General features: G+C 73.1%; 21 protein-coding genes and 2 tRNA genes. 11 read left to right on the top strand and 12 right to left on the bottom strand.

Going from position 1 to position 19,337, the window contains the following annotated elements:
• From BLW04_RS13930 to BLW04_RS27575, 3 genes are all read right to left on the bottom strand, one after another.
• Positions 1-247 (bottom strand): transposase (locus BLW04_RS13930; protein ID WP_175484049.1); only part of this gene is annotated, 247 nt, incomplete at its 3' end.
• A 258-nt stretch (positions 248-505) separates the two neighbouring features.
• On the bottom strand, positions 506-790 hold the full coding sequence (locus BLW04_RS13925) for an MOSC N-terminal beta barrel domain-containing protein (protein ID WP_254781532.1): 285 nt from the start codon (positions 788-790) through the stop codon (positions 506-508).
• The gene (locus BLW04_RS27575; RefSeq protein ID WP_217631035.1) at positions 787-2,649 is read right to left on the bottom strand and encodes an aldose epimerase family protein; all 1,863 of its coding nucleotides are present in this window, start codon (positions 2,647-2,649) and stop codon (positions 787-789) included. The genes BLW04_RS13925 and BLW04_RS27575 overlap by 4 nt, the downstream gene beginning before the upstream one ends.
• A 67-nt stretch (positions 2,650-2,716) precedes the next feature.
• On the opposite strand from BLW04_RS27575, the gene BLW04_RS13910 reads away from it, so the two are divergent.
• On the top strand, positions 2,717-3,193 hold the full coding sequence (locus BLW04_RS13910) for a pyridoxamine 5'-phosphate oxidase family protein (protein WP_091542086.1): 477 nt from the start codon (positions 2,717-2,719) through the stop codon (positions 3,191-3,193).
• A 97-nt stretch (positions 3,194-3,290) separates the two neighbouring features.
• Entirely contained in the window at positions 3,291-3,857 is a 567-nt protein-coding gene (locus BLW04_RS13905) for a DUF1707 SHOCT-like domain-containing protein (protein ID WP_091542084.1), read from the top strand.
• A gap of 7 nt (positions 3,858-3,864) precedes the next feature.
• Here the strand turns inward: BLW04_RS13905 and BLW04_RS13900 are convergent.
• A tRNA-Leu gene (locus BLW04_RS13900) sits at positions 3,865-3,947 on the bottom strand.
• Between the two features lie 230 nt (positions 3,948-4,177).
• On the opposite strand from BLW04_RS13900, the gene BLW04_RS13895 reads away from it, so the two are divergent.
• The 7 genes from BLW04_RS13895 to pknB all read left to right on the top strand — a co-directional run bounded on the left by BLW04_RS13895 (position 4,178) and on the right by pknB (position 13,539).
• Positions 4,178-5,002, top strand: coding sequence for an FhaA domain-containing protein (locus tag BLW04_RS13895; RefSeq protein WP_091542081.1), 825 nt, complete (start codon positions 4,178-4,180; stop codon positions 5,000-5,002).
• A gap of 105 nt (positions 5,003-5,107) precedes the next feature.
• Entirely contained in the window at positions 5,108-5,566 is a 459-nt protein-coding gene (locus BLW04_RS13890) for an FHA domain-containing protein FhaB/FipA (RefSeq protein ID WP_091542142.1), read from the top strand.
• 73 nt (positions 5,567-5,639) lie between these two features.
• Positions 5,640-7,037 carry a PP2C family protein-serine/threonine phosphatase gene (locus BLW04_RS13885; RefSeq protein ID WP_091542078.1) on the top strand — a complete coding sequence of 466 codons (1,398 nt, stop codon included), beginning with the start codon at positions 5,640-5,642 and terminating at the stop codon, positions 7,035-7,037.
• Entirely contained in the window at positions 7,037-8,464 is a 1,428-nt protein-coding gene (locus BLW04_RS13880) for an FtsW/RodA/SpoVE family cell cycle protein (protein ID WP_091542075.1), read from the top strand. Before BLW04_RS13885 ends, BLW04_RS13880 begins: the two co-directional genes overlap by 1 nt.
• Positions 8,461-9,957, top strand: a complete 1,497-nt coding sequence (locus BLW04_RS13875) for a peptidoglycan D,D-transpeptidase FtsI family protein (protein ID WP_091542072.1) — start codon at positions 8,461-8,463, stop codon at positions 9,955-9,957. The genes BLW04_RS13880 and BLW04_RS13875 overlap by 4 nt, the downstream gene beginning before the upstream one ends.
• Complete coding sequence (locus tag BLW04_RS29315) at positions 9,957-11,651, top strand: serine/threonine-protein kinase (RefSeq protein ID WP_091542070.1); 1,695 nt, start codon at positions 9,957-9,959, stop codon at positions 11,649-11,651. Before BLW04_RS13875 ends, BLW04_RS29315 begins: the two co-directional genes overlap by 1 nt.
• Before the next feature lie 97 nt (positions 11,652-11,748).
• Positions 11,749-13,539, top strand: coding sequence for a Stk1 family PASTA domain-containing Ser/Thr kinase (pknB, locus tag BLW04_RS13865; RefSeq protein ID WP_091542067.1), 1,791 nt, complete (start codon positions 11,749-11,751; stop codon positions 13,537-13,539).
• Positions 13,540-13,547: 8 nt separating this feature from the next.
• Here the strand turns inward: pknB and BLW04_RS13860 are convergent, their stop codons facing one another.
• Genes BLW04_RS13860 through BLW04_RS13845 form a run of 4 tightly spaced genes read right to left on the bottom strand, consistent with a single transcriptional unit; the run spans position 13,548 to position 15,927 of the window.
• On the bottom strand, positions 13,548-14,201 hold the full coding sequence (locus BLW04_RS13860; RefSeq protein WP_091542063.1) for an aminodeoxychorismate/anthranilate synthase component II: 654 nt from the start codon (positions 14,199-14,201) through the stop codon (positions 13,548-13,550).
• Positions 14,198-14,356 (bottom strand): hypothetical protein, encoded by a 159-nt coding sequence (locus BLW04_RS26755; RefSeq protein ID WP_091542060.1) that lies wholly within the window; start codon positions 14,354-14,356, stop codon positions 14,198-14,200. The genes BLW04_RS13860 and BLW04_RS26755 overlap by 4 nt, the downstream gene beginning before the upstream one ends.
• A 4-nt stretch (positions 14,357-14,360) precedes the next feature.
• On the bottom strand, positions 14,361-15,194 hold the full coding sequence (locus tag BLW04_RS13850) for a class E sortase (protein WP_091542057.1): 834 nt from the start codon (positions 15,192-15,194) through the stop codon (positions 14,361-14,363).
• A complete protein-coding gene (locus BLW04_RS13845; RefSeq protein WP_091542138.1) occupies positions 15,184-15,927 on the bottom strand; it encodes a DUF881 domain-containing protein in 744 nt (247 codons plus the stop codon). The genes BLW04_RS13850 and BLW04_RS13845 overlap by 11 nt, the downstream gene beginning before the upstream one ends.
• Positions 15,928-16,075: 148 nt before the next feature.
• Here BLW04_RS13845 and crgA point away from each other — a divergent pair, with 148 nt between their 5' ends.
• Positions 16,076-16,363 (top strand): cell division protein CrgA, encoded by a 288-nt coding sequence (gene crgA / locus BLW04_RS13840; protein ID WP_254781530.1) that lies wholly within the window; start codon positions 16,076-16,078, stop codon positions 16,361-16,363.
• 385 nt (positions 16,364-16,748) lie between these two features.
• Positions 16,749-17,168: a PH domain-containing protein gene (locus tag BLW04_RS13835; protein ID WP_091542053.1), complete on the top strand. Its 420-nt coding sequence runs from the start codon at positions 16,749-16,751 to the stop codon at positions 17,166-17,168.
• On the opposite strand, the gene BLW04_RS13830 is transcribed toward BLW04_RS13835, so the two are convergent.
• From BLW04_RS13830 to BLW04_RS13815, 4 genes are all read right to left on the bottom strand, one after another.
• The gene (locus BLW04_RS13830) at positions 17,165-17,869 is read right to left on the bottom strand and encodes a rhomboid family intramembrane serine protease (protein ID WP_254781528.1); all 705 of its coding nucleotides are present in this window, start codon (positions 17,867-17,869) and stop codon (positions 17,165-17,167) included. The genes BLW04_RS13835 and BLW04_RS13830 overlap by 4 nt on opposite strands.
• Before the next feature lie 176 nt (positions 17,870-18,045).
• A complete protein-coding gene (locus tag BLW04_RS13825) occupies positions 18,046-18,582 on the bottom strand; it encodes a peptidylprolyl isomerase (RefSeq protein WP_091542047.1) in 537 nt (178 codons plus the stop codon).
• A 68-nt stretch (positions 18,583-18,650) separates the two neighbouring features.
• Positions 18,651-18,717: transfer RNA gene (locus BLW04_RS13820), tRNA-Ala, on the bottom strand.
• A 157-nt stretch (positions 18,718-18,874) separates the two neighbouring features.
• Positions 18,875-19,258, bottom strand: a complete 384-nt coding sequence (locus BLW04_RS13815) for a PIN domain-containing protein (protein WP_091542043.1) — start codon at positions 19,256-19,258, stop codon at positions 18,875-18,877.
• Positions 19,259-19,337 lie beyond the last annotated feature (79 nt).

Raw genomic sequence — 19,337 nt, 5'->3', positions numbered from 1 at the left:
GTTCAGTGACTCTGGCCCGTAGTCGGGCGAGCTCCTGGACAGGCGTTTCACCTGCCGGAGGGGACTCGTCGTCGTCTCCGGGGTGCCTGCTGCGCACCGGCACGCCGGCAGCCTTCAGCCACGTCGACAGCGTCGCGTCCATGATCCCCAGGTCCCCGGCGATGCCCACCACCGTCGCCCCCGGCGTCGACCGGTACAGCTCCACGGCGTCCCGGCGGAACTCGTCGGAGTACGTCTTCCTTGCCACCGTCTGATCTTCTCGCTTCCTCCAGGCCCGGCCTGGATTCAGCGTGTCCACGATCAGGGGTCAAGTCCCACCTACCCCGGCGACACATCCACACCCTCGGACAAGAGGAGGCTTTGTGCTGCCCACCTATCGTAAGACGCTGCCCGGATTCGGGCTAGCGCCACGCTGGTGCGCCTCGCAGATGCCGGGTGGTTTCACCCGGCCGGGTTGGTAGCGGCCGCACTTCTGAGCCCGCCAAGGTCGCCACGATGGGCTACCTCACGCCACGTCAGTGCTGGCGTCCGACAGCACGGCGTCGTCCCGGGTGACGGTGCCGTCGGGCAGCACGACCTCAGCGGCGCCGTCCGCCCGCAGCCGTCCGGTGGCGAACAACAGCGAGGGCACCCGGCGGGCGGTGAGCCCGAAGCCGGTGTCCAGGTCGAACAGCGCCCAGCTGCGGTCGCCGGCCACGCCCTCGGCACCGAGCTGGGCGGCGTCCAGCCGCTCCCCCAGCAGCGACTTCACCGGGAACCGCCAGAGCTCGGCGACCCGCAGTGCGCTCACGCCGGCGTCCAGCGCAGCGTCCAGGTGCCCGACCAGGTCTCGCCGGGCGTCAGGACGACGAGGTCCACCTCGTTGGCCAGCGCGTTGGGTGGGCAGGTCATCGGTTCGACGGCGAGGCTGCGGCGGCGCTGACCACTGGGCAGCGTGTCGCCGGAGTACACCTGCAGCCACGGCCAGGACCCGTCGACCGCCAGCTCCAGCGCGCCGGCCGGCCCGCGCAGCCGCACGCGGGCCCAGCCGTCGTCGTCCCGCACCAGGTCGGTCACCGGGTCGTCCAGCTCCCGGTCGCCGATCCGGCCGACCGCGCCGTCGAAGGCCCGGCGGGTGCCGACCGGCAGGCCGCCGTCCACGTCCAGCGCGGTCCGCGCCGGAACGGTCAGCTCCGCGTCGGCCAGACCGCCCTCCTCCGCCGCACCCACGTGCAGGTAGGGGTGCATGCCCACGCCGAACGGGGCGTCGGCGTCGCCGGCGTTGCGGACCCGCACGGTCACGGTCAGCTGCTCGGGGGCGAGCCGGTAGTCGACCGCCGCGGCGAGCCGGAACGGATAGCCCGACCGCGGCTCGACGAGCGTGCCGACCGTGACACCGTCCTGGCTGCTGGCCAGCAGCGACCAGGGTTGTGCCGACACCAGCCCGTGGATCGCGTTCGGCGACTCCGGGCTGACCACATCCAGCTGGAGGTCCCGGTCGGCCCAGCGCCAGCGGCCGGCGCGCAGCCGGTTCGGCCACGGCAGCAGCACCCCGCCCCGACGGCCGGCCGGCACCGTTCCCGCCGGATAGCCGTCCAGCACGTCCCAGCCCCCGACCACCAGCCGGCGCAGCCCGCCACCGCGCAGGTCGACCGCCAGCCGGGCGTCGCCGCGCTGCACCCACGCCCCCAGCGGCTGGGTGCGCGGCCAGGTGCCTGCCACGTCGACCTCGCCCGCCGGCCCGTCCAGCAGGTCGGCGACCGCCCCGAGCACCTCGTCCCGGCGGACGGCGGCCGCGGCGGCCACCCCGCCCAGCGCGAGGAACCCGTGCACCAGGCCGGGACCGGGCAGGTGCGTGACCGGGACGCCGGCCGCCGACAGCTGCTCGGCGTACCGGTCGCCCTCGTCGCGCAGCGGGTCGAACTCCGCCGTCGCCACGACCGCCGGGGGCAGGTCGTGCAGGTCCGCGCCGAGGACGGCTACCCGCGGGTCGTGCGCCAGCCCCCCGGGAACATGGGCGGCGTAGAAGTCTGCCATGTCCGCGGCGGTGAGGAAGAGGCCCGAGCCGTTCTCCGCCACCGACGGCAGTGCCTGACTCGGGTCGAGCGCCGGGTACGCCAGCACCTGGACCGCCAGGCGGAGGCCGCCCTCGTCGCGGGCCCGCAGCGCCGCCCCCGCCGCGAGGCCGCCCCCGGCGCTGTCCCCACCGACCACCAGCGGCGCGTCCGGCCAGCGCTCGGCCGCCCAGCGCAGCGCCGCCATCGCGTCGTCCAGCGCCGCGGGGTGCGGGTGTTCGGGCGCCAGCCGGTAGTCGACGGAGACGACGACGGCGCGCAGCGCGTTGGCCACCCGCCGGCAGATCGGGTCGACGGTGTCCAGGTCGCCGAGCATCCAACCGCCGCCGTGCAGCCACACCACCACCGGCCGCGCACGGGACGGGTTGCGGCCGCCGACCCGGTAGACCCGCAGCCGCAACTCGCCGCCGGGGCCGTCGATGCTGCGGTCCTCGACGTCGGCGACCGGCTCCGGTACGAAGCCCGCCCCGCGCCGCAGCAGCGACAGGCGGCGGTACCGGTCCCGGTCGGCGTCCGGGTCGCCGGTGGACAGCGGCGACCACCCGCCCTCGTTGACCATTTCCAGGAACGGCAGGAACTGGGGGTCGAGCGGCATGCCGTCAGCTCATCACACCTGGAGCCTGAGGGCTCCGTTTAGTCGGTGGCCGGGTGCACGATGCCGCATGGCCTCCTTCGCCGACCTCGAGGCAGCCGAGCCCGAGCTCGCCACCCGGGTCCGCGCCGCGTTCGACGCCCACGGTCACAAGGTGCTGGCCACGCTGCGGGCCGACGGCTCGCCCCGGGTCAGCGGCATCGAGGCGCGCTTCACCGACGGCGACCTGTGGCTGGCCGGCTTGCCGCGGTCGGTGACGTTCGCCGACCTGCGGCGCGACCCGCGCATGGCGCTGCACAGCGGCAGCGACGAGCCGGCCGACTTCTCCGCCGACGCCAAGGTATCCGGCCGCGCGGCCGAGGTGACCGACGAGGCCGGCCGGGCCCGTTTCACGCAGGCCACGGGCGTGCCGGCCGGCCAGCCCTTCGAGCTGTTCCACGTGGAACTGGAGCAGGTGGTGCTCACCGCCGTCTCCGACGACCGCAGCACCCTGGTCATCAGCTTGTGGCGGCCCGGCCGCGGAGTGGTCCGGACGGAGCGCACCTGAGCGGCCCGGAACGGCCCCAACTGGTGACAGACGTCCGTGGTCCCCGCGGCTTCCGGGCCGACAGACTGGCCGCAGCACCCGAGCCGAGGAGCCAGCCATGCCCGAGCCCCACCTCCGCGCCTCCGATGCCGACCGGGCCGGGGTCGCCGAGGTGCTCGGCACCCACATGTCCGCCGGTCGGCTGACCGTCGTCGAGTACGACGAGCGACTCGCCCGCACCTACGCCGCACGCACGTACGGCGAGCTGACCATCGATTTGCCGACGGCCACCGTGCCCCCGGTCGCTGCGCCGGCCACCGGGCACGGAAGCGCCGCGACAGCCGTCCCACCCGCCGTCGGTGCCTGTGCCGCAGGTCGGGCGCACGGGGGGTCCGGCGGCTCACTGCGCGCCGCCTGGAGCAGCTGGCTGACCACGGCGCTCATCGTGCTCACCATCTGGGCAGCCACCAGCCTGGCCGGCGGTGGGTGGCTCCACCCGTGGCCGGTGTGGGTGATCGGCCCGTGGGGCGTGGTGCTCCCGGTCCAGAGCATCACCGGGACGCAGGGCGGCCCGGCCGGCCGGGACCGCCACCGGGGGTCACCAGCTGCGCTGACCGGGCCCGCTGCAGAGATCTGGCCAACAAGGGGAACGGGCCCCTTGAAGGGACTCCGCGGATGGTGCTGAGGTGGTGTGGGCAAGGGGGGACTTGAACCCCCACGTCCTTTCGGACACACGGACCTGAACCGTGCGCGTCTGCCATTCCGCCACTTGCCCTGGCGAGGAAGGACAGTAGCAGCCGTCGGACGACCCCCGGCGACAGCCCCGGGGTGCTCCTCCGCGCGCCGTGCCGCACCGGGGCACGCACCCTGGTAGACAGGGCCCGCCGCTCCCTGGAAGGAAACCCTCCGGGGCGTCCCGCGCTTCCCGACCGGTCCGGCGACGCCGGCCCGGTTACGATCAGCGTCCAGGGCAGTGGGAGGTCAGCCGAGCGTAAGGGAGCGACTGTGGGTGTTCTGCAGCGCTTCGAGCGTCGCCTCGAGGGGATGGTCGGTCTCGCCTTCGCCCGGGTCTTCAAGGGCAAAGTCCACCCGGCCGAGATCGCACACGCTCTGCAGCGCGAGGCGACCGAGCAGCGGTCGGTCCTGGGCGGCGGCCGGGTGCTCGCTCCCAACGTCTACGTGGTGACCCTCGGCCCGGTCGACTTCGACAACCTCTCCGAGTGGTCCGAGCAGCTGGCCGGTGAACTGGCCGACATGGTCACCGAGCACATCCAGAACGAGGGCTACCAGACCTTCGGTGACGTCGAGGTCCAGCTCGAGCGCGACGACGACCTGCGCACGGGCGTCTTCGAGGTGGCCTCACACGTCGGCGACAGCGCACACCCGCCCCACGCCGACGGAGCCGTGGCGGCACCGCCGGCACCGCCGGCGCCTCCCGGCCTGCCGCCGTTGCCCCCGCTACGCGGCGGGGCGCCCACCGCGCACGCCACCGACACCGGCGAGGGCGCCCCGATCGTCGGTCGCCCCGGCCGGCACCCGGGGGTCAGCCACGTGCTCGTCGTCGACGGTCCGGGCACCCGGCACGTCCTGGACGAGGGCAGCAACGTGCTGGGCCGCGGCACCGACGCCGCCATCCGCCTCCCCGACACCGGGGTCAGCCGCAAGCACGTCGACGTCCAGCTCGAGGGCGGCACCGCCACCGTCGAGGACCTCGGCTCGACCAACGGCACGCTGGTCAACGGCCGCCGGGTGGGCCGGCAGGACCTCGCCGACGGCGACGTGATCCGGATCGGGCACTCGGTGCTGGTCTACCGGCAGGACGGCTCGTGAGCGAGCTCGCGAGCTCGCGGATAGGCACAGCGCCCCGGGGACCGCGGCCGGCGAGCGCCGGCGAGGCGGACGCGTGAACCCGATCGCCACCGGCGCGGTGCCGTGATGGCGGAGATCGTCGTCCAGGCCTTCCGCTTCGGCTTCCTGCTCCTGCTCTGGCTGTTCATCTTCGCCGCCTTCCGGGTGGTCCGCGCCGACCTGTTCGGCGGCCGGGCCGGCCGGGTGGCGTCGGTGCCGCCGCGCGCCGCGGCGGCCCGCAAGAAGGGGGCCCGTGGCCCCCGCCATCTCGTCGTCACCGCCGGGCCGCTGTCCGGCACCCGCATCACCCTGGGAGAGCAGGCGATCCTGATCGGCCGCGCCGACGACTCCACCCTCGTCCTGACCGACGACTTCGCCAGCTCACGGCACGCGCGGCTGACCAACCGCGGCGGCCAGTGGTACGTCGAGGACCTCGGGTCCACCAACGGCACCTACCTCGACCAGCAGCGCGTGCAGGGCCCGCTGCTGGTCGCCCCCGGCCAACCGATCCGGATCGGGCAGACCGTGCTGGAGCTGCGGTCGTGACCGAGCTTGCGAGGTCACGCATGGACACAGCACCGTCGGTCATGGGATCGACGAGCGCCAGCGAGGAGACCGCATGACCCTCGTCCTGCGCTACGCCGCGCGTTCCGACCGCGGCCTGATCCGCGGTACCAACCAGGACTCGGTGTACGCCGGGCCCCGGCTGCTGGCCGTTGCCGACGGCATGGGCGGCCACGCCGCCGGTGACGTGGCGAGCAAGGTGGTCATCGCAGCCCTCGAGCACCTGGACGACGACGCGCCCTCCGGTGACCTCCTCCAGGCGCTGCGCCAGGCGGTCTTCGACGGCAGCGAGCACCTGCGCGAGGTCATCCGCGAGTCGCCCGAGCTGGAGGGCATGGGGACGACGCTCACCGCCGTCCTGTTCGCCGGCGGCCGCCTCGGGTTGTGCCACGTGGGCGACTCGCGTGCCTACCTGATGCGCGACGGCGTCCTCACCCAGGTCACCCACGACGACACGTTCGTGCAGTCGCTGATCGACGACGGACGGATCACCGAGGAGGAGGCCACCAGCCACCCGCAGCGCTCGCTGCTGCTGCGGGCCCTCAACGGCCAGGACGTCGAGCCGGACCTGTCCATGCGCGACGCCCGTGCCGGCGACCGCTACCTGCTGTGCTCCGACGGCCTGTCCGGCGTGGTCAGCCACGAGACGATGGCGCAGGCGATGGTCGAACCGGACCCGCAGGCCACCGCGGACCGCCTGATCGAACTGGCGCTGCGCAGCGGCGGCCCGGACAACATCACCTGCATCGTCGCCGACGTCGTCGAGGACGACGGTCGCACCGCTTCGCTCATCGACCCGGTCATCGACGGGGCCGCGGGTGACAACCGCGGACAGCGTGAGGTCGACCCCCGTTCCGCGGCGGGCCGGGCGGCGCTCCACGACCCGCCGCCGCCCCCGGCCGCCTCGGCGCTGTCGAGCAGCTCGCCCGCGCCGCGGCGTCGCCGGCCGCTGCGCACGGCGCTGATCGCGCTGGGCACGCTGGTGGTGGTCGGCGCCGTGGCCGTCGGCGGGTACCTCTTCGTGATGGGCCACTGGTTCGTGGGAGTCCAGGAGAACGCCGATGGCGAGCCGGTCGCGGTCTTCCAGGGCCTGAACGCCTCGATCGTCGGTCTGGACCTCTACCGGGTCGAGTCGGCCACCACCCTGGTCTCCACCGACCTCACCCCGGCCGCGCGCAATCGGGTGGCCGCCGGCATCACCGCCGACGACCGGGCCGACGCCCAGCGGATCCTGGACGCACTGCGCGGCCAGCGGCTGCCGGTCTGCCGCACCACCCAGCGCACCACGACCGCTCCCCCCAACACGACCGCGCCGCTCACCCCAGCGGGCGACGCGACGGCCACGCCGGCCGACCCCGCCCTCCCCTCCTCGCCGGCTCCCACCACTGAGCCGACCACCACCTCACCCACCCGGTCGGGCGGGTCGGAGGTGGGCTGCCGGGACGCCGACTAGTGGCTTCCCCGACGACCGGCCCCAGCACCGACCCGCGCACGCCACCGGCCGGCACTCCGACGCCCAAGCGCCGCAACACCGAGCTCGCCCTGCTCGGCTTCGCTGTCCTGATCACGCTGGCCGCCCAGTGCATCGTCGACCTCACCGTGACCGGGTCGCTGAGCCCGGAGCTGGCCACCTTCGGTACCTGGTTCGCTGCGCTGTGGGCGATCGCGCACCTCGTCGTCCGCCGCTTCGCGCCCTACGCCGACCCGCTGCTGCTGCCCTGCATCGCGGTGCTGGTCGGGTTGGGTCTGGTCATGATCCACCGGCTGGACCTCGCCGGGACCCAGGTCGGCGGCAGTGACACCGGCGAGGACGCCCCGGTCCAGCTGCTGTGGGCCACCGTCGGGCTCGGGCTGTTCATCGCGGTGCTGCTCGTCGTCCGCGACCACCGGATGCTGTCCCGCTTCGCGTACACGCTGGCCCTGTTCGGCCTGGTGCTGCTGGCCATCCCCGCCGTGCTGCCGGCCTCGATCTCGGAGGTGTACGGCGCCAAGCTGTGGATCCGGGTGGCCGGCTTCTCCATCCAGCCCGGTGAGTTCGCCAAGATCTGCCTGATCATCTTCTTCGCCGCCTACCTGGTCGACAAGCGCGACGTCCTGGCCCTGGCGAGCCGGCGGGTGCTCCGCCTGGAGCTGCCGCGCGGCCGCGACCTGGGGCCGGTCGTGCTCGCCTGGTTCGCGTCGATCCTGGTGCTGGTGTTCGAGCGCGACCTGGGCAGCTCGCTGCTGCTGTTCGGCATCTTCGTGGTGATGCTCTACGTCGCCACCGAGCGCGCCAGCTGGCTGGTCATCGGCCTGATCCTGTTCGCCGGCGGGGCGTTCGTCGCCTACCAGCTCTTCGGGCACGTCCGGGTCCGGGTCGACACCTGGCTGGACCCCTTCGCCTACAAGGACACCGGGGGCTACCAGATCGTCCAGTCGCTGTTCGGGCTGGGCACCGGCGGTCTGTTCGGCGCCGGACTGGGCGGCGGGCGCCCCGACCAGACCCCGGTGGCCAAGAGCGACTTCATCGCCTCGGCGATCGGTGAGGAGCTGGGCCTGTTCGGCCTGGTCGCGGTGATCGTCATCTACCTGGTGCTGGTCGAGCGGGGCCTGCGCACCTCCCTCGTCGTCCGGGACGGCTTCGGCAAGCTGCTGGCCGCCGGACTGGCGTTCGCCGTCGCCTGGCAGGTGTTCGTCGTCCTCGGCGGCGTCACCGGCCTGCTGCCGTTGACCGGGCTGACCACGCCCTTCCTCGCCTACGGCGGTTCCTCCCTGGTGGCCAACTTCGGACTGGTGGCGTTGCTCGTCCGGATCAGCGACGCCGCCCGCCGCCCGGCGGCGCCGGCGGCGACACCGCCACCCAAACTGGTCGACGCGCCCACCGAGGTGGTCCGGCCGTGAACGCGCCGCTGCGCCGGGTGGCGATCAGCGTGCTGGCGCTGTTCACCCTGCTGATCCTCAACGTCAACTACATCCAGGTCATCCGCTCCAGCGAGCTGCGCGACGACCCCAGCAACACCCGCCTGCTCTACGAGGAGTACGACCGGGAGCGCGGTTCGATCGTCGTCGACGGCAACCCGGTCGCCCTGTCGGTGCGCACCGACGACCAGCTGACCTACCTGCGCCAGTACCCGCAGGGCCCGGTGTACGCCCCCGCCACCGGCTTCTACTCGCTCATCTACGGCAACCGCGCCCTGGAGAAGGCGGGGAACGACGTGCTGTCCGGCTCGGACCCGCGGCTGGTCGTGCGGCGGCTGGGCGACCTGTTCACCGGCCGCGACCCGTCCGGCGGGAACGTGTCGCTCACCCTCGATCCGGCGGTGCAGGAGGCGGCGATGAACGCCCTGCAGGGCGTCACCGGGGCCGTCGTCGCGCTGGACCCGAAGACCGGCGCCATCCTGGGTCTGGCCAGCACGCCAACCTATGACCCGGGCAAGCTGTCCTCCCACGACCCGGCCGAGATCCGCGCCTACCACAACCAGGTCATCCCGCCGGATGGCTCCGACCAGGCGAACCCACTGACCAACCAGGCGATCAGCGAGCGCTACGCCCCAGGGTCGGTGTTCAAGCTGATCATCGCCGCGGCGGCGCTGGCGAGCGGCAATTACACGCCCGAGACCGCCGTTCCGGCACCGGACGTGCTCACTCTGCCGGGCACCAGCACCCCGCTGAACAACTACAACGGCGAGAGCTGCAACGGCGGCGCCGACCAGCCGCTGATCGACGCGCTGACCATCTCCTGCAACACCGCCTTCGCGCAGTTGGGCATCACCCTGGGCGAGGACACCGTGCGGAACATGGCCGAGGCCTTCGGCATCGACGACGGCGGCGGCTTCGACATGCCGCTGCACGTCGTCCCCAGCAAGATCGGCGACATCGCCGACGACGCCGCCCTGGGCCAGAGCTCGATCGGGCAGAAGGACGTCCAGCTCACCGCCATGCAGGCGGCCATGATCTCCGCGGCGATCGCCAACAAGGGCACCCTGATGAAGCCCTACCTGGTCGACTCCATCCAGGCGCCCGACCTCACGGTCATCGACCAGACCGACCCTGACGAGCTGGGCAAGCCGATCGCCGCCGACGTCGCCGACGAACTCACCACGATGATGACCAGCGTCGTGGCCAACGGCACCGGCCGCAAGGCGCGCATCGACGGGGTCCAGGTCGCCGGCAAGACCGGGACGGCGGAGGTCGGCACCAGTGGGGACGACGCCCCGCCGCACACCTGGTTCACCGGCTTCGCCCCCGCCGAGGACCCGCAGATCGCCGTGGCGGTGTTCATCAGGAACGGCGGGCAGAGCGGTACCGAGGGCACCGGCACCGGCGGCGACATCTCCGCCCCGGTGGCCAAGAAGGTCATCCAGGCCTACCTCGACGCGCACGGCGGCGGCTGATGGGCGTCTACGTCGGCAGCGTGCTGGCCGGCCGCTACGAGGTCATCGCGCCGATCGCCAGCGGTGGGATGGGCGAGGTCTGGCAGGCCCGGGACCGCACGCTGGGCCGGATCGTGGCGGCGAAGGTGCTGCGGGCCGAGTACACCAGCGATCCGAGCTTCCTCATCCGCTTCCGCAACGAGGCCCGGCACACCGCGGCGCTGTCCCACCCGAACATCGCCTCGGTCTACGACTACGGCGAGAGCACCCAGGACGGCCAGCGGGTCGCCTATTTGGTGATGGAGTACGTCGAGGGCAAGCCGCTGGTCACCGTGCTGGCCGAGCAGGGCCGGTTGTCCGCCGAGCAGACCCTGGACGTCGTCGGCCAGGCCGGCGATGGGCTGTCGGCGGCGCACGCGGCCGGGATGGTGCACCGGGACATCAAGCCGGGCAACCTGATCGTCCGCCCGGACGGCGTGGTGAAGCTGACCGACTTCGGCATCGCCCGCGCCCGGGACGCCGCCCCCCTGACCCGCACCGGCATGGTCGTCGGCACGGCCCAGTATCTCTCCCCGGAACAGGCACAGGGGCTTCCGGTCACCGCTGCCTCCGACGTCTACTCCCTCGGGGTGCTGGCCTACGAGTGCCTGGCCGGCGCGCGGCCGTTCGACGGCGAGTCGCAGGTCGCCATCGCGCTCGCCCAGATCAACCGGCCTCCGCCGCCGATGCCCCGCGACGTTCCGCCGCAGGTACGTGCGCTGGTCGAGCGGGCGCTGGCCAAGGACCCCGCCGAGCGCTTCGCCGACGGGGCAGCGGTGGCCGCCGCTGTCCGCGTCGTCGCGCGCGGGGGCGCCCTCCCGCCGCTCACCGCCCCCACCCGGATGGTGCCCGGAGCGGGTGAGTCCACCACCGTGCTGCCGGCGCTCGGCGGGACGGCCGGCCCGCGGACCGGCCCGCAGACCGCCCCCCGCACCATGCCGCCGCTGGCCGGGCACCCGGTCGCTGGGGGCGACGGGGATGTCTACGACGAGCTGGGCCTCGACGATGACCAGCCCGACCACCGGCGACGCCGGCTGCTGTGGGTTCTGGCCGGGCTGGCCCTGCTGCTGGTCGTCGGCGGCGGCCTCGCGGTGCTGCTCTCGGGCAAGGGCGACGACCCCCGCACCGGCGGCACCACGACGGCGACGACGTCGGCCCAGCCGACCGCCGCCACGAGCACCAGCGCGATGGCCAGCGAGGTCTACGTCAACACCAGTGCCTACGTGGGCCGGGACGCCGGCGCGGTGGAGGAATTGCTGCGCAACGCCGGCCTGGAGGTCGACCAGCAGGACGCCACCGCGGACCAGCTGGCCGAGATCACCGACGACCTGGCCGAGAACTCCGTGGTCACCACCGACCCGGTCGAGACCGGCCTGGCCCAGGGGCAGACCGTCATCCTCTACGTCGCCGCGGACGGGTGGGCGCCCGACAACGGCAACGACGTCACCACCGCCCCGCCGACGACGCGGGCACCGGCCACGACGACCCGACCGACCACACCCGCACCGACCACCACGACGACCACCACCACCACCACCGCCACCTCCAGCCCGCCGCGCACCTCCCCCTCGAGCAGCACCCCGCCGCCGCCCGCGCCGCCCGCGCCGCCCGCGCCGCCCGCGCCAGAGCCTCCGGCCCCACCGCCCGGCGACGGCGTCACGAACGGCACCCCGTGACCCATCCGTCACAGCCCGCTCGCGTCGTCCCGGAGGCCGTCCCACCGGCGGTTAGGCTCCCGAGGCCCCTAGCCCGCACCGCCCGAGAGGACCTTCGATGACCACCCCCCAGGTGCTCGGTGAGCGCTATGAGATCGGCGGGGTGCTCGGACGCGGCGGCATGGCGGAGGTCCACCGTGGCCGCGACCTGCGACTGGGCCGTGAGGTGGCGGTGAAGGTGCTGCGCAACGACCTCGCCCGCGACCCGTCGTCCCAGGTCCGCTTCCGCCGCGAGGCGCAGGCCGCCGCGTCGCTGAACCACCCGGCGATCGTGGCCGTCTACGACACCGGCGAGGACCGCACCGCCACCGGCGCTACCCCCTACATCGTCATGGAGTACGTCGAGGGCGAGACCCTGCGCGACGTGCTGCGCCGCGAGGGACGGCTGTCCCCCGAGCGGGCCATGTCGCTCACCGCGGACATCTGCGCCGCCCTGGACTTCAGCCACCGCAACGGCATCGTGCACCGGGACGTGAAGCCCGGGAACGTGATGATCACGCCGCAGGGCACCGTCAAGGTGATGGACTTCGGCATCGCACGGGCCGTCTCCGACTCCGCGGCCACGATGACCTCCACGGCCGCGGTCATCGGCACCGCCCAGTACCTCTCCCCCGAGCAGGCCCGCGGCGAGGGCGTCGACGCCCGCTCCGACGTCTACTCGGCCGGCTGCCTGCTCTACGAGCTGGGCACCGGCACCCCACCGTTCACCGGGGACTCCCCGGTCGCCGTGGCCTACCAGCACGTGCGGGAGGACCCGCGGACGCCGTCGACGATCAATCCGGCTATCCCCCCGGAGCTCGACGCCATCCTGCTCAAGGCGATGAGCAAGAACCCGGCCAACCGGTACCAGTCGGCCGCCGACATGCGGTCGGACCTGATGCGTGCCGTCGCCGGCCAGCAGGTCGAGGCGACGCCGGTGATGAGCGACGCCGAGAAGACCACGCTGATCACGAACAGCCGCCACCACGGCTACGACGAGGACCACTGGAACGAGGACGAGGACACCCACCGCCGCAAGCGTCGCGGGATCATCGCTGCGGTCGTCGCCGGGGTGGTCGTGCTGGCCGGACTCATCACGTTGCTCGTCGTGCTGAACAGCAGCGGGGAGCCGGCGGCCCCGACGGTGACCCAGGTGCAGGTCCCCGCCAATCTGGCGAGCCTGTCCGAGGCCGACGCGCGGCAGGCGCTCGCCGAGGCCGGCCTGGTCGCCGGCGCCGTCGGCACCGATGTGAGCACCGCCGAGCAGGAGGGCACCGTCATCCGCACCGATCCGACGGCCGGCACGCGGGTCGAGAAGGGGACGGCGGTCGCGCTGACGATCGGGGCCGGGCCGAACAGCCTGACCGTCCCCGAGGTCATCGGGCTCACCGAGTCCGGCGCCAAGAACAACCTCAAGTCCCAGGGCTTCACCGGTGCCGTCAGCACCGACCAGGTCGATTCGCTGGAGCCCGAGGGCCGAGTGGTCTCCATCGACCCGGGCGAGGGCTCCGAGGCCGCCCTGGCCACGCCCTTCACGCTGGGAATCTCCACCGGCCGGGTGACCCTGCCGGACGTCGCCGGCCGGGACGAGGCCTCGGCCCGCGCCATGCTCACCGAGGCGGGCATCCCCGACAGCGACATCACCAGCACCAACGTCGAGTCCGACGAGGTCGCCCCGGGGCAGGCGGTGGGCACCGAGCCCGGCGCCAACACCCGGGTGTTGGCCGGCCAGGAGATCACGCTGAAGCTCGCGGTGCCGATCCCCAGCACCGAGACCGCACCGTCGTCCACCTCGCCGACGACATCGACCCCACCGCCAGCCAACCAGTCTCCCGTGGTTCCCCCCGTGGTCCCGGGCCCGAGCGGCTGAGCCGGCCGTCAGACGGTGGCGACCGTCAGCCGGCGGGCGGTGGCGGCCGCGGTCTCGACCAGCGCCGGGTCCGGGGCCAACCCGCAGCGGCCCAGCCAGGTGGCCAGCAGCTGGTGGCCGCCCTCGGTCAGCACCGACTCGGGATGGAACTGGACGCCCTCGATGGGCAGCTCGCGGTGCCGCAGGGCCATCACGATCCCCGACGGCGTCCTGCCGGTGACCTCCAGCTCGGCCGGCACGGAGTCCGACTCCACGGCCAGCGAGTGGTACCGGGTGGCGGTGAACGGGGAGGGCAGTCCGGCGAGCACGCCGGCGCCCTCGTGCACGACCTGGCTGGTCTTGCCGTGCAGCAGCTCCGGCGCCCGGACGACGGCCCCGCCGAAGGCCTCGGCGATCGCCTGGTGGCCCAGGCACACGCCCAGCACCGGCACGCCGGCCTCCGCGGCCGCCCGCACCATCGGCACGGTCACGCCGGCATCGGTCGGCGTCCCGGGGCCGGGGGACAGCAGCACGCCGGCGACGTCGAGGTCGGCGAGCTCGGCGGTGGTGACCGCGTCGTTGCGCCGCACGATGCTCAGCACGCCGAGCTGGCCCAGGTACTGGACCAGGTTGTAGACGAAGCTGTCGAAGTTGTCGACGACCAGGACCGGGCGCGGCTTCACTGGTCCACCGTCACGTCGGAGAAGGGCAAGGAGGGCTCGATCCAGGGGAAGACGACGAACAGCAGCAGGGCACAGACGGCCAGCACCAGCACCAGCGACAGCGCGGCCTTGCCGGGCGTCCCCCCGGGCAGCTGCCGCCAGATCCACGTGTACACGCGTTCAGTCTCCCCGTAGTGCGTCGGGGCCGTCCGGAGCCTCGGTCCGGCTCACCGGGCTCCCGTCCAGCACGGCGTGCACGATCAGCCGCTGACGGGCCGAGTACTTGGGATGGCAGGTGGTCACCGTCAGGTACGCGCCGGTCGCCGCGCCGTCGGTCGCGCCGTCCGGGGTGGGGGCGATGACGTCGACCTGGGAAGGCCGGACGATCTGCATGCCCGGGATGCCGCTGGGATCGGCGCCCAGGTCGCCGGTGGCGGCGTCCCCGAGGACCCGGTACACGAACCAGAAGTCGGCGGTCTCGACCACGATCGGGTCGCCCGGCCGCATCCGGTCCAGGTCCAGGAACGGCGAGCCGCGCCCGACCCGGTGCCCGGCCAGCGCGACGTTGCCCTGCTCACCGGGCATCGCGGTACCCGCGTAGTGCCCCGGGCCCTGCGCGAGCTGTTCACCCCCGGTGCCCTCGACGACGACCCGAGACCAGTCCGCACCCAGCCGGGGGATGTGCAGCACGGCGAAGGGCTGCCCCAGCGCCACGTCGATCGGCGCCGGAGTGCCTCCCGGGTCGGTGACCGTCGGGGCGTCCCAGCCCTCCTGCAGCTCGTCGCTCAGCTCCCCCTGGCGCTGCGCGGTGAGCAGGTCGGTCACCCACACCTCGTAGACCACGAACAGCAGGACGACCAGACCCAGGGTGACCAGGGCCTGGCCGATGCCGCGAACGACGGTGCGGCCGACATCGCCGGCCCGCCGGCGCCGGGCCCGTTCGCGCACACCCTGCCCCCGCGGCGGAAGTTCGGGGCGCGTCTCCCAGCGCGCGGTGTCGGTCTCAGCCGACATCGGCGTACTGCATGTCGAGGGCCCCGTCGTAGGCCGGGAGGTCGACCGACCGCAGCTCGCGGATGTCGTAGGTGAGGCCGAAGTCCTCGACGGCCTGCTCGAGCAGCGCCACGTCGGAGGAGACCGCCAGCTGGCTGCGCATCTCCGACGCGTCGCCGACGGCGGTGATCACGAAGGGCGGTGAGTAGGTGCGCCCCTGCAGCAACAGCGTGTTGCCCACGCACCGGACGGCGCTGGTGGCGATCAGCCGCTGTCCCATGATGGCCACCCCCTCGGCGCCGGCGGCCAGCAGCGAGTTGACCACCCCCTGCACGTCGGACTGGTGGATGACCAGGTCGTCGGGGCGGGCACCGGTGGGCAGCCCGGCGCCGCTCTCCCGGGGGGCGTCGTCCAGGGTGATCTGCACGCCCGGGCCGGTGACCGGGGTCAGCTCCGCAGCTGCCATGCCCGCGGCCCCGCCGGCCTGGGCAGCGGCGACGGCACCGTTGCGGGAGGCGGCCTGGTCGGTGAGGTGCTGCACCTGGGCCTGCAGCCGCCCGAGATCGTCCTGCTGCGAGGCGATGACCCGGTTCCGCTGCTCGACCAGGCTGGACAGCTGGGTGCTCTCCCCGGCCCGCAGGTCGGTGCCCAGCGCCGTCCGGCCCGAAGTGGCGAAGAGCAGGCCGGCGACGAGGGCGACGACGGGGACCAGCACCGTCCATACGCCGCGGCTGGTCGGTCGGCGGAGGAACACCTGCACCTCCTGACTCCAGCTGACTCCCGGCGCCCGGGGGCGGCACCGACTCGGTCGCGACGTGCCGTTCGCGGCCCGCACGGGACGGGATGACCGGACCTCAGCTTAGGCTGGTCGTCGATGTCGCCGGCGCACCATGCCGCCGGCCGTGGAGGGAGTCGGCACGGTGCCCAAGTCCAAGGTGCGCAAAAAGTCGGTGTACACCCCGCCCGAGAACGTGCTGCCCAGGGCCGCACGCGCCCGTGCCGCTGAGCCGAGCCCCCGCTGGTACGCCGCGGTCATGGTCGGCCTGATGGTCCTCGGGCTGCTGTGGATCGTCGTCTACTACGTCGCCGGCGACCGGATCCCGTTCATGGTGTCGCTGGGGGCGTTGAACTTCCTGATCGGGTTCGGCGCGATGGTGGTGGGGCTGGTCATGTCCATGCGCTGGCGCTGACCGCCCGCCCGTTCCAGAGGCCCTCGTCCCGATCGGGACGGGGGCCTCTCGCCGTCCCGGGGGCCGGTGAGGACCGTCCCCGGGTTGTGCACAGGCCGCCGGTGGCTTCCACAGTGGCGCAGCCGCGCCGTCCTCAGGCTTGTCCACGACATGTGGGTGCGCGACCTGTCCCCACAGGTCGGTGACCAGGGGTTTTCCCGGCCGTGTTACTCGTGGGGCAGAAACGGCAGATCGGTAACTACACGCGTGGAAGTCCGTTCCCAGCTGTGCACACACTTGTGGAGAAGTCGACACGGCCGCGGCCGGTGACGCCTGCGGGACAGCCGATATGTCCCCTCGACCAGCGCTTTCGGCCGCGCGCCCGGGTTGCTGGGAAGCTGGGGACGTGCAGTGGTCACCCCGGGTCGGCGAGACCGTCGCCGCGGCCGCCGTCGGCGTCGCCCTGGCCCTCGCCGCGGCCCTGGTGGACCCCGTCGGCCGCGTGCTGGTCGGCGCCGCCGCGCTCGTGCTGCTGACGTTGGCGGCACGCGACCTGCTCACCCGACCGCGGCTGCGTGCCGGCGCCGAGGGCGTGACGGTGCGCGCCGCCCTCGGCGGGACGACGACGATCCCGTGGGCGGTGCTGCAGGTGCGGGTCCGGGTGACGCGGCGGCTCGGGATGCGCGGCCGCACGCTGGAGCTGGAGGACCGTAGCGACGACGCCGTGCTCGTCGTCCTGGGGCGGCGGGACCTCGGTGAGGAGCCGCAGGTGGTCGCCGACGCGCTCACCGGCGAAGCCGCGCGTACTCCTCCACCGACGGGTTAGCGGAGACCGCCGAACACGAGCACCAGCAGGACGGCGACCAGCACCGCGATCCCGGCAATCGCCGCCGGGCGCCGCCGCCGGAACAACAGCAGCACTCCGGCGGATACCGCCCCGACGACCAGGCCGCCGAGGTGGCCAAGCAGCGAGACGCCGGGTAGGAAGCTGACGACCAGGTTGATGCCCAGCAGCGTCAGCAGGCCCCGCAGGTCCTGCTTCTGCGACACCAGGACCACCCCGAAGGCGCCCAGCAGGCCGTAGATCGCCCCGGACGCCCCGACGACGCCCCCGTAGTAGGAGCCGAACAGCTGCAGGGAGGCCGCACCTCCCAGCGCCGAGACCAGGTAGACGGTCAGGTAACGGCCGCGGCCCAGCTGTCGCTCGAGCTCGGAGCCGAAGAGCAGCAGCGCCAGCATGTTGAGCACCAGGTGCACGGGGCTGATGTGCGCGAAGGCGCTGGTGACCACCCGCCACCACTCACCGGCATCCACGGCGGCCGGGCTGATCGCCAGGTCGTTGAGCAACGGGGAGACGAAGCTGCGCAGCGGGTTGCGGCCGGCCAGCACCGCGGAGACGACGGTGGCCAGGGCCACGGCCACGTTGAGCGCGATGAGGACGGAGGTGACCGGGCCGAAGCGGCGGCCGGCCACGCGGAGCGTGGTGCCCCGCCGGGGCAGCCGGACCCCGGCGTTGCCGGCCCGCACGCACTCAGGGCACTGGAAGCCGACGGAGGCCGGCTGCATGCACTCGGGGCAGATGGGCCGGCCGCAGCGCGCGCAGGAGACACCGGTCGCCCGATCGGGGTGCCGGTAACACGTGGTGGCCGGGGGTGCCGGCTGCGGTCCGCCCGCGCCGGCACCCCCGGGTCCGTCCGGGGTGCTCAGCTGCGCTGCACCTCGACCGACTCGATGACGACGTCGTCCTTCGGGCGGTCGCCGCGCGCCGTCGGCACCTTCCCGATCGCGTCGACGACCTGGCGGCTGGCGTCGTCGGCCACCTCGCCGAAGATCGTGTGCTTGCGGTTCAGGTGCGGGGTCTTGCCGACCGTGATGAAGAACTGCGAGCCGTTGGTGCCCGGTCCGGCGTTGGCCATGGCCAGCAGGTAGGGGCGGTCGAAGGCCAGGTCGGGGTGGAACTCGTCGCCGAACTGGTAGCCGGGGCCACCGGTGCCCTGCCCGAGCGGGTCGCCGCCCTGGATCATGAAGCCGCCGATGACGCGGTGGAAGACCGTGCCGTCGTAGAGCTTGTCGGTGGTCTTCGCCCGCGTCTTCGGGTGCGTCCACTCCTTGGTGCCCTCGGCCAGGTCGGCGAAGTTCGCCACCGTCTTGGGCGCGTGGTCGGAAAACAGGTCGACGGTGATGTCGCCGTGGTTGGTGTGCAGCACCGCACGCCGTGCGGCAGGAGTCTGTTCAGTCACGGGCACCACTCTCCCACTGGACGGGGTGGGACGTCCGGACAGGGGCGGCCGGCGGTACGGACCAGCGGTGGAGACGAGGGGAATCGAACCCCTAACCCCCGCCTTGCAAAGGCGGTGCTAAGGCGCCTGAGCAACTGGCTCTACCCGGCCTATAAGGTGGTTTGACCTGCGCTTTCGCCCGGAGCATCCGTTGATCGGCGATGATCGACAACGGGCGTTTCTGGGCGTTTTGCGGACTATCTGCGGACTTGGTGGACTACAACTGTCCAGAACTCCGGACGATTGGGGTGCCTCAGCGGATCACGCGGACGTCGACGTCCAGGTCCTCGGCCCAGCGCTGCCAGACGCGATCCGCGGTGAAGGCAGGGCTCGACAGGCTTCGGGCCAGCGCCAGGCAGACCCGGTCGCCGAGGCTGAGCCCAGAACGGTGCCGATAGAACGAGGCGGCGAGACGCGCGTCCAACCGGCCGAACGGGCTGACGGTGATCCCGACCGCCTCCAGGGCGGCGTCGACGTCCTCGGCGGCCAGGCCGTGCTGAGCGGTCTTCTGAACCACCTCGGCGTAGTTGACCGCGCTGACCGTGGCGCTGTCAGCAGCGGCGGCCCGCGCGACGACGTCCCAGCCGGCCTCGCGGTGAAGAAGGGCTAGCAGCGCTGAGGCGTCGAGAACGATCACCCGCGAGCCGAGGGGTCCTCAGCGGCAGCCTCGCGGCGACGATCGGCGATCATCTCGTCGCTCAGGCTCACATCGCCAG

It is taken from the genome of Modestobacter sp. DSM 44400 (assembly GCF_900107175.1).
In the GTDB taxonomy this organism is placed as follows: Bacteria; Actinomycetota; Actinomycetes; order Mycobacteriales; family Geodermatophilaceae; genus Modestobacter.
This window is presented reverse-complemented; position numbering and strand designations above follow the sequence as displayed.

Coding starts and splice junctions, on each gene's coding strand:
- BLW04_RS27575 (WP_217631035.1), bottom strand. CDS start 2,649: ATGCCGCTCGACCCCCAGTTCCTGCCGTTCCTGGAAATGGTCAACGAG.
- BLW04_RS13885 (WP_091542078.1), top strand. CDS start 5,640: ATGACCCTCGTCCTGCGCTACGCCGCGCGTTCCGACCGCGGCCTGATC.
- pknB (WP_091542067.1), top strand. CDS start 11,749: ATGACCACCCCCCAGGTGCTCGGTGAGCGCTATGAGATCGGCGGGGTG.
- BLW04_RS13850 (WP_091542057.1), bottom strand. CDS start 15,194: ATGTCGGCTGAGACCGACACCGCGCGCTGGGAGACGCGCCCCGAACTT.
- BLW04_RS13905 (WP_091542084.1), top strand. CDS start 3,291: ATGCCCGAGCCCCACCTCCGCGCCTCCGATGCCGACCGGGCCGGGGTC.
- BLW04_RS29315 (WP_091542070.1), top strand. CDS start 9,957: ATGGGCGTCTACGTCGGCAGCGTGCTGGCCGGCCGCTACGAGGTCATC.
- BLW04_RS13910 (WP_091542086.1), top strand. CDS start 2,717: ATGGCCTCCTTCGCCGACCTCGAGGCAGCCGAGCCCGAGCTCGCCACC.
- BLW04_RS13890 (WP_091542142.1), top strand. CDS start 5,108: ATGGCGGAGATCGTCGTCCAGGCCTTCCGCTTCGGCTTCCTGCTCCTG.